This window comes from Streptomyces sp. NPDC048424 (genome assembly GCF_040651555.1).
In the GTDB taxonomy this organism is placed as follows: Bacteria; Actinomycetota; Actinomycetes; order Streptomycetales; family Streptomycetaceae; genus Streptomyces.
Genome location: NZ_JBEZKE010000019.1, coordinates 111,126 through 127,920, shown reverse-complemented (window position 1 = coordinate 127,920; position 16,795 = coordinate 111,126). Strand labels below are relative to the sequence as shown.

Annotated in this window: 12 protein-coding genes; 7 read left to right on the top strand and 5 right to left on the bottom strand. The window is 73.4% G+C overall.

What is annotated here, in order from left to right; genetic code table 11:
- Positions 1 to 18: 18 nt before the first annotated feature.
- The gene (locus AB0D29_RS25660) at positions 19 to 996 is read right to left on the bottom strand and encodes a helix-turn-helix domain-containing protein (protein WP_362857397.1); all 978 of its coding nucleotides are present in this window, start codon (positions 994 to 996) and stop codon (positions 19 to 21) included.
- A 198-nt stretch (positions 997 to 1,194) separates the two neighbouring features.
- On the opposite strand from AB0D29_RS25660, the gene AB0D29_RS25655 reads away from it, so the two are divergent.
- The 4 genes from AB0D29_RS25655 to AB0D29_RS25640 all read left to right on the top strand — a co-directional run bounded on the left by AB0D29_RS25655 (position 1,195) and on the right by AB0D29_RS25640 (position 9,387).
- Entirely contained in the window at positions 1,195 to 4,965 is a 3,771-nt protein-coding gene (locus tag AB0D29_RS25655) for a S8 family serine peptidase (protein WP_362857396.1), read from the top strand.
- Positions 4,966 to 5,973: 1,008 nt separating this feature from the next.
- Entirely contained in the window at positions 5,974 to 6,981 is a 1,008-nt protein-coding gene (locus tag AB0D29_RS25650; RefSeq protein ID WP_362857394.1) for a protein phosphatase 2C domain-containing protein, read from the top strand.
- Between the two features lie 74 nt (positions 6,982 to 7,055).
- Complete coding sequence (locus AB0D29_RS25645; RefSeq protein WP_362857392.1) at positions 7,056 to 8,798, top strand: pyruvate dehydrogenase; 1,743 nt, start codon at positions 7,056 to 7,058, stop codon at positions 8,796 to 8,798.
- Positions 8,799 to 8,829: 31 nt separating this feature from the next.
- Positions 8,830 to 9,387, top strand: coding sequence for an ATP-binding protein (locus AB0D29_RS25640; RefSeq protein ID WP_362857391.1), 558 nt, complete (start codon positions 8,830 to 8,832; stop codon positions 9,385 to 9,387).
- A gap of 39 nt (positions 9,388 to 9,426) precedes the next feature.
- Here AB0D29_RS25640 and AB0D29_RS25635 read toward each other — a convergent pair whose 3' ends face one another.
- Together AB0D29_RS25635 and AB0D29_RS25630 are read right to left on the bottom strand one after the other, a co-directional pair.
- Positions 9,427 to 10,488: a DUF2637 domain-containing protein gene (locus AB0D29_RS25635; RefSeq protein ID WP_351587989.1), complete on the bottom strand. Its 1,062-nt coding sequence runs from the start codon at positions 10,486 to 10,488 to the stop codon at positions 9,427 to 9,429.
- 224 nt (positions 10,489 to 10,712) lie between these two features.
- Positions 10,713 to 11,588 carry a (2Fe-2S)-binding protein gene (locus AB0D29_RS25630; protein WP_362857389.1) on the bottom strand — a complete coding sequence of 292 codons (876 nt, stop codon included), beginning with the start codon at positions 11,586 to 11,588 and terminating at the stop codon, positions 10,713 to 10,715.
- A 104-nt stretch (positions 11,589 to 11,692) separates the two neighbouring features.
- Between AB0D29_RS25630 and AB0D29_RS25625 the strand changes: the two genes are divergently transcribed.
- A complete protein-coding gene (locus tag AB0D29_RS25625; protein WP_362857388.1) occupies positions 11,693 to 12,355 on the top strand; it encodes a GntR family transcriptional regulator in 663 nt (220 codons plus the stop codon).
- 50 nt (positions 12,356 to 12,405) lie between these two features.
- On the opposite strand, the gene AB0D29_RS25620 is transcribed toward AB0D29_RS25625, so the two are convergent.
- Together AB0D29_RS25620 and AB0D29_RS25615 are read right to left on the bottom strand one after the other, a co-directional pair.
- Positions 12,406 to 13,173, bottom strand: a complete 768-nt coding sequence (locus AB0D29_RS25620; protein ID WP_362857435.1) for a hypothetical protein — start codon at positions 13,171 to 13,173, stop codon at positions 12,406 to 12,408.
- Between the two features lie 182 nt (positions 13,174 to 13,355).
- Entirely contained in the window at positions 13,356 to 15,035 is a 1,680-nt protein-coding gene (locus AB0D29_RS25615; protein ID WP_362857386.1) for a PucR family transcriptional regulator ligand-binding domain-containing protein, read from the bottom strand.
- A gap of 253 nt (positions 15,036 to 15,288) precedes the next feature.
- On the opposite strand from AB0D29_RS25615, the gene AB0D29_RS25610 reads away from it, so the two are divergent.
- Together AB0D29_RS25610 and AB0D29_RS25605 are read left to right on the top strand one after the other, a co-directional pair.
- Positions 15,289 to 16,185: a xanthine dehydrogenase family protein subunit M gene (locus tag AB0D29_RS25610; protein ID WP_326587260.1), complete on the top strand. Its 897-nt coding sequence runs from the start codon at positions 15,289 to 15,291 to the stop codon at positions 16,183 to 16,185.
- 2 nt (positions 16,186 to 16,187) lie between these two features.
- The gene (locus tag AB0D29_RS25605; protein WP_266573281.1) at positions 16,188 to 16,793 is read left to right on the top strand and encodes a (2Fe-2S)-binding protein; all 606 of its coding nucleotides are present in this window, start codon (positions 16,188 to 16,190) and stop codon (positions 16,791 to 16,793) included.
- Positions 16,794 to 16,795: the final 2 nt, after the last annotated feature.

The following is a 16,795-nucleotide window of genomic DNA, read 5'->3' as shown; positions in this document are numbered from 1 at the left end:
AGCCTGACCGACCAGCGCCTATCGGGCCACCCAGCCCCGCTCGTACGAGTGCCAGCCCAACTGCAGCCGTGTCGTCACCCCGGACAGCTCCATCAGGCCCTTGACCCGCCGCTGCACCGTCCGCAGGCCCAGCTCCAGGTGCTTGGCCACGCTCGCGTCCGTCATGCCCGCCAGGAGCAGCGAGAGGATCTCCAGATCCGTGGCGTCGGGGGCGCCCCCGGACTCCTCCGCCGAGCCGGCCGCCCCCAGCCGCAGCGGCAGCGCCTCCCGCCACACCGCCTCGAACAGGCCCGTCAGGGATTCCAGCAGCCCCGACGCGTGCACCACCAGCGCCGCCGGCTCCGCGCCGCGCGCCGTCAGCGGGACCATCGCGAGCGTCCGGTCCGCGATCACCAGCTTCGTCGGGACCTGCCCCGTCACCCGGACCTGCTCGCCCCGCGCCAGGGCCGTGGAGGCCTCCCGGATCCCCCTCGGCAGGGTCAGCACCTCGCGCTCGATCACCACCCGGTAGTCGACCCCGCGTACGGAGGCCCGGTCCTCCGCCTCGTTGTCCGTCCCCGTCACCACCTGGGGCCGGCCGCTGACCAGCGCGCACACCTCCTTCTCGGCCCCCAGCTGGAGCTGGTGGAAGCGGTGCGCCACCGCGCTCGCGCCCTGCACCACCTCCACGAGGTCGTGCACCGCCGGCTCGGCGGCCTCCACCCGGTACTCCTCCGCCAGCAGCGCCGCCGCCAGCTCCGCCTGCTCCAGCTCGTGCCGCTGCTGCGTCAGCAGGGCCCCGAGCGCGACCCCGGGCGGCGCCGCCACCCAGCGGCCGGGCCGGGCCGAGGACTGCGCCGCGAGCCCGTGCCGCTCCAGGTGGCGCAGGGCCCGTTCGGTCTGCGGCACCGGCAGCGTCAGCCGGTGCGCGAGGTCGGGCACCTCCGCCGCACCCAGCGCCACCAGCACGCGGTACGCCGACTCCTGGCCCTCGTCGAGGCCTATGGCACCCAGCAACCCGTCCACCACCTTTCAACACAGCGCCTGGCGGGAAGCGGCCACGGCGCAAACCCGCCGCGGACATCATCGCCGCACCCCCCGCCCCTCTGCCAAGGTGGCGCCACCGCAGCACCAACATCCGCTGGCCAGAAGCCATTTACGCGGCAGCTTTGCCGTGCAATGCAACAGTTGGCCGGAATTCACCTGGGGAGAGCGATGCGCCCGATATCGCGTACGGCACTCGGGGCGGCCACCGCGGCCGTCCTTGCCGTCACCGCCGTCGGCCCGTCGACGGCGCAGCCGACCGACGGAGCGCCTGGAGCGGGAAAGAGACCACTCGTCGGGAGCGAGGCGGCCGGAAAGCAGCCCACGGCCCCCGTCACCGTCACCCTCGTCACCGGTGACCGGATCCTGGTCTCCACCGACGCGGTCGGCCGCACGGCCGCCACCGCGATGCCGCGCGAGGACGGCTCGCAGCCGCTCGTGCAGACGAAGCAGTCCGGCAAGGACCTGTACGTGTACCCCGAGGGCGCGGTCAAGGCGCTCGCCGCGGGCCGGGTCGACCACGAGCTCTTCAACGTCACCGGCCTGGTCCGGCAGGGCTACGACGACGCGCACACCAAGAAGCTCCCGCTCATCGCGGTCTACGACGGTTCCGTGAACGTCGCGCGCAGCGCCCCGCCCGCCCCCCGCGGCGCGGACCGCTCGCTCGTCCTCGGCTCCATCGGGGCCGTGGCCCTCACCGCCGACAAGGAGCAGGCCGCCGCCTTCTGGGCCGACGTCACCGGTACGGACGCCCGCGCGCGCTCCGTCTCGGGCGGGCTGAAGAAGCTGTGGCTGGACGGCAAGGTCCAGGCGAACCTCGAGCGCTCCACGAAGCAGGTGGCGGCCACCGCCGCCTGGGCCGCCGGATACGACGGCAAGGGCACCAAGGTCGCCGTCCTCGACACCGGCACCGACCTGGACCACCCCGACCTCAAGGGCCGCGTCTCGGCGTCGAAGAACTTCACCGACTCCGACACCGACGCCGACCGGCAGGGTCACGGCACCCACACCATCTCCACCGTCGGCGGCTCCGGAGCCGAGAGCGGCGGAGCCAAGAGGGGCGTGGCCCCCGGCGCCGAACTGCTCAGCGGCAAGGTCCTCAACGACGGGGGCTACGGCCTCGACTCGTGGATCATCGCCGGCATGGAGTGGGCCGTCGAGTCCAAGGCCGACGTGGTCTCCATGAGTCTCGGCGACCCCTCCCAGACCGCCTGCGACGACCCGCTCGCCGCCGCCGCCGAACGGCTCTCCCAGCAGGGCCCGCTGTTCGTCATCGCCGCCGGCAACTCCGGCCCCGGCAACAACACCGTCTCCTCGCCCGGTTGCGCGGCGAGCGTGCTGACCGTCGGCGCCGTGGACCGCGACGACACCACGGCGACGTTCTCCAGCCGCGGCCCGGCCGGACTCCAGCACACCCTCAAGCCCGAGATCGCCGCCCCCGGCGTCGGCATCTCCGCCGCCGCCGCGGGCGGCCGCGGGGTGTACGCCTACCAGTCCATGTCCGGCACCTCGATGGCCACCCCGCACGTCGCGGGCGCCGCCGCCATCGTCAAGCAGCGCCACCCCGACTGGACCGGGCAGCAGATCAAGGCCGCCCTCGTCGGATCCGCGAACACCGGGGTCCCCGGCGACGTACGGGAGACCGGCGGCGGCCGCCTCGACGTGAAGGCCGCGATCGACACCACAGTCACCAGCGCCCCCGCCGTCCAGGGCGGCGCGTACAACTGGCCGCAGGACCGCAGCGACCGCACCACCGTCGAGGTCCCGTACACCAACCTCGGCAAGAGCCCCGTCACGCTGAACCTCGCCGTCGAGAAGGTCACCGGCAACGACGGCTCCGCCGTCCGCAGCCAGGTCGCCCGCCTCGACCAGCGCACCGTCACCGTCCCGGCCGGAGCCACCGTCAAGGTGCCGCTCGCCCTCGACCCGGCCGCGAAGCTGGAGCGCTCCCAGTACGGGGACGTCACCGGCCGAGTCGTCGCCACCGCCAACGGCGTGCGCGTCTCCACCCCCTTCTCGCTCTACGTGGAGCCCGAGACGGTGACCCTGCGCGTCAAGCTCGTCGACCGCGCGGGCAAGCCGGCCGCCGGACCCTCCTCCCTGGACGTCATCGGCACCGACGACGCCAGCGGTGAGCGCCGCTTCAACGACGGCTCCGTGGACCAGGTCTACCGGGTGCGCCCGGGCGCCTACTTCCTCTCCGCCTTCGTCGGCACCCCCGACGCGGGCGCGGGCGCCGAGCTGATCGACTCCCTCACCTACCTCGGCCGGCCCCAGGTCGAGCTGAAGAAGGACACCACGATCGTGCTCGACGCCCGCAAGGCCGGGCGCCTGGCCATCGAGGCCGACAAGCCCGTCGAGGCCCGCAACACCACCCTCGGCTTCGCCCGCAGCTGGGACGACACCTGGCTGCACGCGGGCACGGCGGCGGGCGGCCGGACCATCCGCGGCTTCTACGCCTCCGTCGAAGGCCGCGCCAAGGACGGCGACTTCGAGTTCGGCAGCTACTGGCGGGCGGCCGCGCCGCTGATCTCCGAGCTGAAGGCCGTCGGCGGACCGGTGCTGCACCCGATCACCGCCTCCACCGGCAGTGACAACCTCGACGGCACCGGCAGCGCCCCGCTGGTCGACGCGGGCTCCGGCACCCCCGAGGAGCTCGCCGCCGCCGGCGCCAAGGGCGCGGTCGTCCTGGTGAAGGCGGTGGACGGCGCCCTGTACGAGGTCGCGGAGAACGCCAGGGCCGCCGGCGCCAAGGCGGTGCTCGCCCACCGAGAGGCCCCGGGCCGCTGGGTCGCCTTCACCGGCTACGCGGGCGGCGCGCTGCCCACCATGGCCATCGAGGCCGCCGAGGGGCAGGCGCTCCTGGCCAGGCTGAAGACGGGCAAGGTCACGCTGTCGTGGAAGGCCACGGCGAAGAGCCCGTACGTCTACTCCCTCGCCTTCCCCGAGACGGGCGAGGTCAAGGGCAGCCGTACGTACCGCGTGCGCGACCGCGACCTCGGCCAGGTCGAGTCCACGTACAACTCCATGGGCGTGGCGGCCGACTTCATCGACATGGCCGGCGCCTACCGGCCGAACGGCAGCGCGGTCTACTTCGGCGCGATGGAGGCCGTCGCGGCGCCCGGCACGCGGACCGAGTACTACTCGGCCGGCGACACCGCCTGGGACCAGCTGCTCTCCAGCAGCTTCCCCTGGGGCGAGTTCATGGTCGGCGAGCAGCACACCTACGCCAAGGGCCAGAAGACCAAGGCGACTTGGTACGACGGGATCACCGGGCCGGTCGCCCCGCGCGACGCCTCGGGCAAGGAGACCCTCGCCGCCGAGCGGCAGGGCAACCTGATCGGCTTCGCCCCCGCCATGTGGGGCGACAGCGGCCACGCCGCGCAGCCGGGCTCCTTCGGTGACATCGGCGGACTCCAGCTCAAGCGCAACGGCGAGGTCATCGGCGACAGTTGGTACCCCTTCGGCGTCTTCGAGATCCCGGCCGAGGAGAGCCGCTACGAACTGACCCAGAGCATCGAGAAGATCGGCCCGCCGGCCCGGGTCTGGCAGCGGTCCACCTCGGTGCAGACGACCTGGGGCTTCACCTCGAAGCTGGACGCGTCGGCGTACTCGCAGGGCCTGCCGGTCCTCTTCCCGCGGTACGCGGCCCCGCTGGACGGGCTGAAGACGGTCGCGGCGGCGAACGGCCAGAGCATCGGGCTCAGCGTCACCGGGCACGCGGGTTACGTGCCCGGCGCGCTGAAGTCGGCGAAGCTGTCGTACTCCTACGACGGCGAGAACTGGACGCAGGCGAAGGTCGGTGAGCGGGGCGGCCGGTGGACCGCGGTCGTGGACCACGCCGGAGCCTCCGGCAAGCCGGTGTCCCTGAAGGTCGAACTGACCGACGCGAAGGGCGCGACGGTCACCCAGACGGTCGCTCGGGCGTACGACGTGCGCTAGGCCGTACGGGTAGTGCGGAAACGGTCCACCGGGCGGCGGCCCGGTGGACCCTTTTCGTGCGTTCGGCGTTTTCCGCCCGTGCCGGAGGCCGAGAATGAGGGCATGAGTCAGCAGGGCGCGGACGACTGGTGGCAGAAGCTCTACGAGGACCCGGACGCGGGGCCGGAAGCCGACCCGAGGGACACCCTGGACCATCGGTTCCGCTCGGCGGCCGGAGTGACGACGGACCCGGCCGTACCCACGGTCCCGGCTCCGCCGGAACGGGACCCGGAGCCGGGGCGGGGGCCGGTTCCGGGCTCACGCCCGGCTCCGGACGCCGGCCTGCCCGCCCGGCCGCCGGTGCCGGGGCCGGGCGACGGACCCGGCGGCCCGGGACGGACCCAGCCGCTGCTCCCGGGCCCGCGCCCGGCCCAGGGGCCGCCGCCGACGCCGGACGTGCCGTCGCCCCGCGAGCGGTACGGCCCGCCCCCGCCCCCACCCCTGCTCCCGGGCCCCCGCCCGGCGCCGGAGCCCCCGCCCGCCGAGCAGTACACCCCGCCACCCCCGGCCCCCGGCACGACACCGGCGACCCCGCCCACGGCCCAGCCCTTCCCGGCCCCGGTTCCGGCGTCGCCCTTCCCGGCGCCGCCCACGGCCCAGGCCCCGCCCGCGGCCCCGGCTCAAGCCTCGCCTGATGCCCCGGCCACGGCTCAGGCCCCGCCACCGGCCTCCGCCCCGTCTTCGGGCCCGCCTCCGCTCCCGCCTACGGCCTCGGCTCCGCCGTCGTCCCCGCCCACGGCTCCGCCATCGCCTTCGCCCTTGGCCCCGCCCACGGCCTCGGCTCCGCCGGCGTCCCCGCCCACGGCCCCGGCGCCGTCGGTGGCCTCCGCCCCGCTTCCGCCGTCCGTGCCCCCGACGCCGTCCGCGCCTGCGGGCGGCCCGGTCCCGGTTCCGCCTCCGCCGGGGCCCGCCGCGCCTCGGGATCCCCGTGCGGGCGGCGCCACCGGGTACGCGCTCGGGGGTGTCGACGTGCCGCCCGTGTCCGGGGCGGAGTTGCCGGTCCGGCGGGCGCAGGCGCCGCGCCCGCAGGACCGGACCGAGGAGGTGCCCGCGCCCGGGCCCGTGCCCGAACCCGCGGCGGACGCCCCGGCGCAGCGGCGGCCCGAGGTGCACCACCTCGGCGACCGCGCGCCCACCTACGCCGCCGAACCGGGCGCGCTCCCGCCCGCCGACCCGGCCGCCCTCGACGCGCTGACCCCGGACACCGTGCTGGAGGGGGCCCGTTACGGCACCTACACCCTGCGCGCCGCCTCCCTGCGCGGGGACTCCGCCCGCTTCCGCGGCGAGGTGCGCCGGGACTTCCTGCTCACCGCCCGCTTCGGCAGCGGCGACGACGCCCTGGTCCTGGTGGCCCTGGCCGGCGGGGACCGGGCCGCGCCCGGGGCCGCGGAGGCCGCCGCCGAGCTGTGCCGCACGGTCGCGGCGGCCGTCGGGCGGAGCCAGGGCCGGTTGGCCGAGGACATCCGCGCCGGGCGCCGCGACGCCCTGCGCTCGGGCCTCCAGCGGCTCACCGACCGGGGCTACGGCCGGCTGCGGGCCCGCGCCGCCGAGCTGGGGCTCGACGAGACCGCGTACACCGCCGGGCTGCGCGGGCTGCTGCTCCCGGTGGACCCGGAGTGCCGCACCCGGGTGTGCTTCGGTTCCGGTGCGGGAGGGCTGTTCCGGCTCCGTTCGGGCCAGTGGCAGGACCTGGAACCCGTCGCTCCGCCCGGACCCCGGGCAGCCCCCGGACCCGACGACGAAGCCGAGGCCGCGTTCCGGTTCCGCGCGTCCGTGGCCCGGCCCGGCGACACCCTGCTGCTGTGCTCCGGCGGCCTGGCGGAGCCGATGCGCGAGGAGGCCGCCCTCACGGCGGAGCTCGGCGCGCGCTGGAGCGAGGCGGAGCCGCCCGGCCTCGCGGCCTTCCTCGCGGACGTCCAGCTCCGCCTCAAGGGGTACGCCGACGACCGCACGGCCGCCGCGGTCTGGGAGGCGTAACCGGCGCGCACATGGCTGGATGGGAGGCACGCGTGTCGGAGAGACCGGACCGGTGACCGGGAAGGGTGCCCCTCATGGCCAAGCAGAACGTGGCGGAGCAGTTCGTCGACATCCTCGTGCGCGCCGGCGTGCGGCGGATGTACGGAGTCGTCGGCGACAGCCTCAACCCGGTGGTGGACGCGATCCGCCGGACGGGTGACATCGACTGGATCCAGGTGCGCCACGAGGAGACGGCCGCCTTCGCGGCGGGCGCCGAGGCCCAGATCACCGGCCGCCTCGCCGCCTGCGCGGGCTCCTGCGGCCCGGGGAACCTGCACCTGATCAACGGGCTGTACGACGCCCAGCGTTCGATGGCTCCCGTCCTCGCGCTCGCCTCGCACATCCCCTCCAGCGAGATCGGCCTCGGTTACTTCCAGGAGACCCACCCCGACCAGCTCTTCCGCGAGTGCAGCCACTACAGCGAGCTGATCTCCAATCCGGCACAGATGCCCCGGCTGCTCCAGACCGCCGTGCAGCACGCCATCGGCCGCAGCGGGGTCAGCGTGGTCGCGCTGCCCGGGGACATCGCCGCCCTGCCGGCGCCCGAGAAGGCGGTGCAGCACGCCCTCGTCACGGCCCGCCCCACGGTGCGGCCCGGCGACGGTGAGATCGAGAAGCTGGTCCGCCTCGTCGACGAGGCGGACAAGGTCACGCTCTTCTGCGGCAGCGGCACGGCCGGGGCGCACGCCGAGGTGATGGAGTTCGCCGGCCGGGTCAAGGCACCCGTCGGGCACGCCCTGCGCGGCAAGGAGTGGATCCAGTACGAGAACCCGTACGACGTCGGCATGAGCGGGCTGCTCGGCTACGGCGCGGCCTACGAGGCCACCCACGAGTGCGATCTGCTGATCCTGCTCGGCACGGACTTCCCGTACAACGCCTTCCTCCCCGACGACGTGAAGATCGTCCAGGTGGACATCCGCCCCGAACACCTGGGCCGCCGCTCCCAGTTGGACCTCGCCGTCTGGGGGGACGTACGGGAGACCCTGCGTGCGCTGAACACGAGGGTGAAGGTCAAGACGGACCGCCGCTTCCTGGACCGGATGCTGAGGAAGCACGCGGACGCCCTGGAAGGGGTGGTGAAGGCCTACACGCGCAAGGTCGAGAAGCACACCCCGATCCACCCCGAGTACGTGGCCTCGGTCCTCGACGAACTGGCCGACGAGGACGCCGTTTTCACCGTCGACACCGGCATGTGCAATGTGTGGGCGGCGCGCTATCTTTCCCCGAACGGCAAACGGCGCATCATCGGCTCCTTCAGCCACGGCTCCATGGCCAACGCCCTCCCGCAGGCCATCGGCGCACAGTTCACCGACCGCAACCGTCAAGTGGTGTCGATGTCGGGCGACGGCGGTTTCTCGATGCTGATGGGAGATTTCCTCACCCTGGTGCAGTACGACCTCCCCGTCAAAGTGGTCCTCTTCAACAACTCATCCCTCGGGATGGTCGAGTTGGAGATGCTGGTTTCCGGCCTGCCCTCCTACGGGACGACCAACAAGAACCCCGACTTCGCCGCGATCGCCCGCGCGGCGGGTGCGTACGGGGTCCGCGTGGAGAAGCCCAAGCAGCTCACAGGGGCTTTGAGGGACGCTTTCCGGCACAAGGGACCCGCTCTGGTGGACGTGGTGACGGACCCCAACGCCCTGTCGATTCCGCCGAGGATCAGTGCCGAGATGGTGACCGGATTCGCACTATCCGCCAGCAAGATCGTGCTGGACGGCGGTGTGGGCCGCATGATCCAGATGGCTCGATCCAACCTCCGCAACGTGCCCCTCCCGTAAGCCCGCAGGAGTGCGGAACCCCCCGGGGGGCATGCATCCCGTAGACCTGTTCGAGAGCATGGACGCGGGGAGGGACATCGCCGTGCGGGTGGGGGCGAAGAACGGGAAGATGTGGCGGAGAGGGAGGCCGGTGCCGCGCGAACCGTCCGCCGGTGAGGACGGGGGAGCGGTGGACACGCTGCGGATCACCCGGAGCGTGCGCCGGGCCGACCTGAAAGCGGTGAGTGAAGTCCGCCGGGCCTTACGGGAGTTGATGCGCCACCGGTGCCGGAGCGACGCCGCCGAGGTGGCCGAGCTGCTGATCACCGAGCTCGTCACCAACGCCCTCGTCCACACCGACCGGGGCGCGGAGGTGTCCGCGAGTCTCGCCGCCACACGCTTACGGGTGGAGGTCCGGGACTACGCCGCACGCCGGCCCCGGCCGTACGTACCGACCGCCGACGACGGTACGCACGGCCGGGGACTCGTGCTGGTGCAGGCCCTCGCCGACGACTGGGGCGTGGACGCGCTGGCCCTGGGCAGCGGCAAGGTGGTGTGGTTCGAGCTCGACGGGCATCACGACGCACCGTACGACGGAGGGCCCGCCTGAGCAGGCGGGCCCTCCGGGGTCTTCCCCGATCGGGACCGGTCAGCCGAACTGCTGCTCCAGGTCCTTCAGTTTGCGCTCCAACGAGTCCAGCCGGGGAATGGTCTGGGTGTCGTCCTCGGCGGTGAGGTCCACCGTCCGGGTGCCGGTCACGTCAAGGGATTCGGTTCCGTTCACGGCCTGCAGGGAGGGCCGGCGGCGCAGGGGCAGCTGTCCCGTTTCCGGTATGGCCGGCTCCGCGCCGACCGGCGCGGAGCCCGCTCCCTGGGTCAGTTCGGGCAGCTCGACCTGGCGGCCGCCACGGGCGCGGCCGAAGGCCCGGTGCTGGCGGCCGAGCGCCCTGATGTGGGCGCGGTCCAGGCGGTGCTGCTCCCGCCTGCGGTGGCGGTCCTGCTCCTTCTCCTTCTTGTCCTCGCGCACCTCGTCCACCGCCTCGTCGAGGGTGCGTACCCCCTCCAGCAGCATGAGCGACCAGGCGCCGAAGGTCTCCCGGGGCGCGCGCAGCCAGCGCACCATCCGGATCTGCGGCAACGGCCGCGGGATCAGGCCCTGTTCGCGCAGCGCCGCCCGGCGGGTCTGCTTGAGGGCGCGGTCGAAGAGCACGGCCGCCGAGAGCGACATCCCGGCGAAGAACTGCGGGGCTCCGTCGTGGCCCATGCCGCGCGGGGCGTGGACCCAGTTGAACCAGGCGGCCGCGCCCGCGAACAGCCAGACCAGCATGCGCGAACCGAGGGCCGCGTCGCCGTGGCTGGCCTCGCGGACGGCGAGCACCGAGCAGAACATGGCGGCGCCGTCGAGGCCGAAGGGGACCAGGTACTCCCAGCCCCCGGAGAGGTTGAGGTTCTGCCGGCCGAAGCCGACCAGTCCGTGGAAGGACAGCGCGGCGGCGACGGCCGCGCAGCAGAACAGCAGGACGTACGAGGCGGTCCCGTAGACGGCCTCCTTGCGCCGCCGCCGTTCCTCGCTGCGCTCCCAGCTGTCGTCGGCCGCGGCCTTCTCGCTCTCGCGCTTGCCACGGGCCAAGACCGCAACTGCCGCAAGTACGCCCAGGATCAGCAGGCTGCCGGGCAGCAGCCAGTCCAGCGATATGTCGGTCAGTCTCATGCGGATGTCCCTTGCCTCGCGTATGCGTCCATGCGGCTGTGCGGCCTTCCGGGCGCCATAGTGGCGTAGCCGGTGAGCCGTGCACGCGGGTTTCGGGGCAAGTGGACGCCATCGGGGGGCGCGGCCCGCCGGATAGGGTGTTGTGACTCGAACTGACGCCCGTGGAGGCGGAGTCGAGTTCGATTACGGCCACCCCTACGGGTGGGTTAACGGCGGGTTCACGCTCAGTAGTCGGCGGTGGCCGCCGTGAGCCGGGCGACGCGGTCCGCGTCACAGGTCCGGGGGCACGTGACACAGGTGTCCTCGGGCCGGATCGTGTAGAAGAAGCAGCAGCCGGCCCGGTCCCTGGTGGGCAGCGCGCGGCCGTCGGGACCCGTGAGCGTACGGAACCCCGCGCCCCCGGTGTACGGGGCGGTCGAGCCGGGCAGCAGCGCCTCCAGCTCGGCCATGGCCCGGCGCTCCTCGCCGAACAGCTCGCCGACGTACCAGAGGCCTTCGACGACCTCGTCGGTCACCATGCCCCACAGGGCGCGGCGGCCGCGCCGCATGCGCGGGCCGAAACCTTCCAGCACGGACCCGAGGTGCCGGGCCACCGCAGCCCGCACCTCACCGCGCAGCGCCTCCTCGTCGGGCACGACACGGGCCCCCGGGAGAACGGCCGCCGGGTCGTCCGGCAGACAGGCGAAGCTCTCGACGCGCACGGACATCCGGCCGAGGGTCCGGTGGAAGGCCACCGCGTCCACGGGGAGGTGGGGCACCCGCCGGTGCAGGAACCACGGCAGCGTGATCAGCAGGCAGGCCGGCCACGCGTAGCGGTGCAGCCCGAAGCCCGCGATCACGTCGGGGCGGGCCTGGGTCCCGTAGTCCCTGAGGACCTGGGCCCCGTCCCAGGCGAGGAAGGCGTCCAGGGCCGGTCCGCCGGCCGCGAGCTCGTCCGCGCCGACCCATCCCGCACCGCGAGGGACGGGGTCGTGCGCGGTCCGCTCGTCGACCCGCAAGCCGCTGTAGACCTCGGCCAGGCGCGCGTACGCATCCGCCACCGGAGAGCCGGCCGGGGCGGAGGGGGCGTGCAGGCAAGGGGTCACGACAGTGACGGCCATGGGTGGACCACCGAATCACACGATCGTTAACAGGTTAGCCTTACCTTACCCGATCTCGGCCAGGCCGTATCCTCAGGTCAGGTCGCGATCCGGAGGAGGACCGAGTGCACGACACGGCCCGAGCCCGGGTACCGGCACAAAAAACACGGAAGGTGTTGCGCCATTCGGTGCGCGGGCAGGTTCTCGACGCCCTGCGCGCGGCCCTGATCGAGGGCGAACTGGCCCCCGGGGAGATCTACTCCGGCCCCGCCCTCGGCGAGCGCTTCGGGGTCTCCGCGACGCCCGTGCGCGAGGCGATGCAGCAGCTGGCGGTCGAGGGGGCGGTGGAATGCCTGCCGAACCGCGGCTTCCGCGTCCTGTCGCGCACCCCGCGGGAGCTGGCCGAGCTGGCCGAGGTCCGGGCACTCCTCGAAGTCCCCGTCATGCTCCGGCTGGCCCGTACGGCGCCGGCGGACGCCTGGGAGGCCCTGCGCCCCGAGGCCGCCGCCACGGCGGAGGCGGCCGCGGCGGGCGACCTGCCGGGCTACGCCGAGGCGGACCGGGCCTTCCACCGGGCGGTGCTGCGGCTCGCGGGCAACGCGCAACTGGTGCAGGTGGCCGAGGAGCTCCACCGGCGGGCGCAGTGGCCCCTGCCGGGCGCTCCGCGGGTTCGGCGGGCGGATCTCGTCGCCGATGCGGCGGAGCACTCGGCGCTGCTGGAAGCGCTGATCGCGCGGGACCTCCCGGTCGTGGAGTCCCTGGTACGCGAACACTTCGCCGGCTCCTGACCGGGGCTCCGCCCCGCACCCCGCGCCTCAAACGGCGGAGCCCGGTGGGGCTACGCCGCAGGCGAAGGGGCGGGGTGGAGTTGGTCCGCCAGCCAGGTGGGGATGCCGCCCAGGAGGTGGAACAGGCGGCGGGCCTCCGCGCGCAGCCTGGCGGCCTCCGGTTCCGGCTCGGCCTCGGCCAGCGCGGCCAGCGCGGGGGCCGTGCCGATCAGGAAGCCCAGGTCCTCCCGGATGCGGAGGGACTCCGCGAAGCCCTTGCGAGCCTCGGCCACCTCGCCGTCCCGCAGGGAGAGCGCGGCCAGGTGGCGCCAGGTGAAGGACAGCAGCAGCGTGTCCCCGTGGGCCTCCGCGCCCGCGTGCGCCCGGTGGTACGCCGGCCGGGCCGACTGCGGGGCGTCCGCCAGGTGCTCGGCGACCAGCCCGCGGCGGAAGTCCAGCAGCGGGCGGGTCCGGGACTCCGGGGACAGCAGGGCCGCCGCCCGGCCCAGCGCGGAGCGGGCCTCGTCGGCCCGGTCGCGTACCCCGAGCACGGTGGCCGCGTAGGCCAGCTGGCCCCGTTCGCACGCGGCCGCGCCCCGGTGGTCGTCGTCCTGCGCCACCGCCTCGGCGACCCGCAGCGCGTCCTCGGCCTCGGCCCAGCCCTGGCCGGTGAACAGGCACCGCTCGACCAGCAGCGCGGTGCGCTGGACCGCGGCACCCGCATCCGCGAGGTGCGGCGTCAGCAGCGCCGCCGCGTCGGTCCAACAGCCGCGCGAGCGCAGCCGCCATATCGCCCGCTGGAGGGGGTCGTCCCCTCCGGTTGTTCCGGCACCCGACATGGCGGTATCCGCCACATTGCCCTCCCCAAAGCAACCAAGCAGCACATCGTTGAGCCCTGGGGCGAAATGAGAGCACGGATCGGCGGCATCGGCCAAGGGGTCGGGTGAACTCTTTCACAAAGTCCGGACGGATCATCAGCCGTCCCACGGGCCGGACCCCTCCGGCCGCGGGGCGGATCTTCTCAGCTCATGCGCAGTGCGAGGAAGAAGTCGAGCTTGTCCTCCAGCCGGGACAGGTCCCGCGCCGTCAACTGCTCGATTCGCCCGACCCGGTAGCGCAGGGTGTTGACGTGGAGGTGCAGCCGCGTGGCGCAGCGGGTCCACGAACCGTCGCAGTCCAGGAAGGCCTCCAGCGTCGGGATGAGCTCCGCGCGGTGGCGCCTGTCGTAGTCGCGCAGCGGGTCCAGCAGCCGGGCCGTGAAGGCGCGCCGCACGTCGTCCGGGACGAACGGCAGCAGCAGCACGTGCGAGGCCAGCTCGTGGTGGCCGGCCGCGCAGACCCGGCCCGGGCGCGCCGCGGCCACCCGGCGGGCGTGCCGGGCCTCCTCCAGCGCCCCGCGCAGCCCCTCCGCGGAGTGCACGGCCGCGCTGACGCCCAGCGTGAGCCGGCCGTCGTCGGCCAGACCGGCCGCCAGGGGGTCCCGTACGGCCGCGAGGAGCTCGTCGGCGTGCAGGGCGGAGTCCGGGCCCTTGTCCTCGCCGGCGTCCCCGGACAGCGAGGGCAGCGGCACCAGCGCGATGGCCTCGTCACCCGCATGGGCCACCGCGATCCGGTCCGAGGGCTCCGGCCCCGAGACCGACGGGTCGACGAGGATCTCCTCCAGCAGCGACTGGGCCACCGGGCCGCCGGGGATGTCCCCGCCCTCCCAGTCCACCCGGGCCACGACGACCTGCCAGTGCGGGGCGGCGCCCAGCCCGGGCAGCAGCACCGGGGCCGCGACCCGCAGACGGGCGGCGATCTCGGCGGGCGCGGCACCCGTCTGGACCAGTTCCAGGACCTCCTGTGCGAGGCGGCGGCGCACCGTGCGGGCCGCGTCGCGCCGGTCCCGCTCCACGGCGATCAGCTGGGTCACTCCCTGGAGCAGGTCCAGGCGCTCGGCGGGCCAGTCGCCGGCGTCCGCCTCGACCGCCAGCAGCCAGTCCGACAGCACGGTCTCGCGCACGTCCCGGGCCGCCGGACCGGCCGCGCCGCGCCCGTGTCCCCTGATCGGGAAGAGCGAGTACGTAATACCCTGGATGGAGATCCGGTGCGGGCCCCTGCGGCCCGTCCGGACCGCCGCGAGGTGCTCGCTCGCCAGTGCTGCGCACACGCCCGGCGCCAGCGGCTCGCCCGCCCCGGCGATCTGCCGGCCCGTGGGGGACAGCACCCAGGCCCGGAGATCGAGGTCGGTGGTGAGCAGATCCAGCACCACGTCGGGGCCGCCGCCGGCCGGCCCCGAGGTCATGAGGCGGCGGTGGCGGTCCACGACGGCCGCGAGATCGCCGGCCCGCTCGCCCGATACCTGCCGTACGACGTACTCGGTGATCGTGGCGAATGCAACGTCCTCGTTCACGGCGAACAGCGGCAGCCGGTTGCGCAGACAGGCCGAGACCAGATCATCCGGGATGTCGCCCAGCTCCGCCTCGCCCGCCGCGAGACCGGCGACACCGGCGCTCGCGAGGATTCGTACGAACGGCTCGGAGTCGGCTGAATTTCGTCTCCAGGCCAGGCCAGTGAGGACGAGTTCACCCCCCGAGAGGTACCGGCTGGGATCACGTAGGTCGGTCGTCATGACCCCGCGGACCGTCCGGTCGAGTTCTTCCTCGCCGCCGAGCAGCCGCAGCCCCAGCGCCTCGGTTTCCAGCAGTGCGCGCAGCCGCATGATGTCGCCGCCGATCTGTCTCGAATGTTGCCGTTGGAAATCGGGCAGGTCGTCGCATCCTGCCTTTCATACGAATCTACAAGACGAGGGAGGTCGTCAGCCAACTCCTTCATGGTTTCAGTGACTGCACCCGGGGGACGGGGGGCCGGTGTACTGAGTCCACACCGCGTTAACAGCACGTGAACGACCAGTCGAGGGCCGTAGGCCTCCTGGCTTGAAGTGAACGACACGATGAAGAAGAAGAGAGCCGCACATGGACTTCCTTCGCCCCGCCAGCTGGGAGGAGGCGCTCGCCGCTAAGGCCGAGTTCCCCACAGCTGTGCCGATTGCGGGTGGCACCGATGTGATGGTCGAGATCAACTTCGACCACCGTCGGCCGGAGTACCTCCTGGACCTGAACCGCATCGGTCTCCTGCGGGAGTGGGAGGTCGGCGAGGACGTGGTTCGTCTGGGCGCCTCCGTCCCGTACACGCAGATCATGGAGAACCTCCGGACGGAGCTCCCGGGTCTCGCGCTCGCCTCGCACACGGTCGCGTCCCCGCAGATCCGCAACCGCGGCGGTGTCGGCGGCAACCTCGGTTGCGCCTCGCCGGCCGGCGACTCCCACCCCGCGCTGCTCGCGGCGGGTGCCGAGGTCGAGGTGGAGTCCGTACGCGGCTCTCGCCTGATCCCGATCGACGAGTTCTACACCGGTGTGAAGCGCAACGCGCTCGCCGCCGACGAGCTCATCAAGACCGTCCACGTGAAGAAGGCGGACGGCCCCCAGCAGTACTCCAAGGTCGGCTCCCGCAACGCGATGGTCATCGCGGTCTGCGCGTTCGGTCTGGCGCTGCACCCGGAGACCCGCACGGTCCGCACCGGCATCGGTTCGGCCGCGCCGACCCCGATCCGGGCGAAGGCCGCCGAGGAGTTCCTGAACGCCGCGCTCGAAGAAGGCGGCTTCTGGGAGTCCGGCAAGGTCATCACCCCGTCGATCGCCAAGCAGTTCGGTGACCTCGCCTCCGGCGCGGCCAACCCGATCGACGACGTCCGCGGCACGGCGAAGTACCGCCGTCACGCGGTTGGCATCATGGCTCGCCGCCAGCTCGTCTGGACCTGGGAGCAGTACCGCGGTACCGGCAACGGCCGCTCGCTTGAAGGGGCTGCGTAATCATGCGCGTCAATTTCACTGTCAACGGCCGTCAGCAGGAAGCCGACGACGTGTGGGAGGGCGAGTCCCTTCTCTACGTCCTGCGCGAGCGCCTGGGCCTGCCCGGTTCGAAGAACGCCTGTGAGCAGGGCGAGTGCGGTTCCTGCACCGTCCGCCTCGACGGCGTGCCGGTCTGTTCCTGTCTCGTGGCCGCCGGCCAGGTCGAGGGTCGCGACGTCGTGACCGTCGAGGGCCTGGCGGAGTTCTCCAAGCAGCGTGACGAGCACGGCCACGGCGGTGCCTGCGGCACCGGCGGCGGCTGCGGCGGCAAGGGCGTGTCCCTGGACGCGGCCAAGCAGTGGCAGGCCAAGCCGGGCGACTCGCAGACCGGTGAGGGCGTGGAGCTCTCGAACATCCAGCAGGCGTTCATCGACGCCGGCGCCGTGCAGTGCGGTTTCTGCACCCCGGGTCTGCTCATCCAGGCGGACGCGCTCCTGGAGGAGAACTCCTCCCCGTCCGACCAGGACATCCGTGAGGCCCTGTCCGGCAACCTCTGCCGGTGCACGGGCTACGAGAAGATCCTCGACGCGGTCCGCCTCGCGGCCGCCCGTCAGGGAGAGGCGGTCTGACC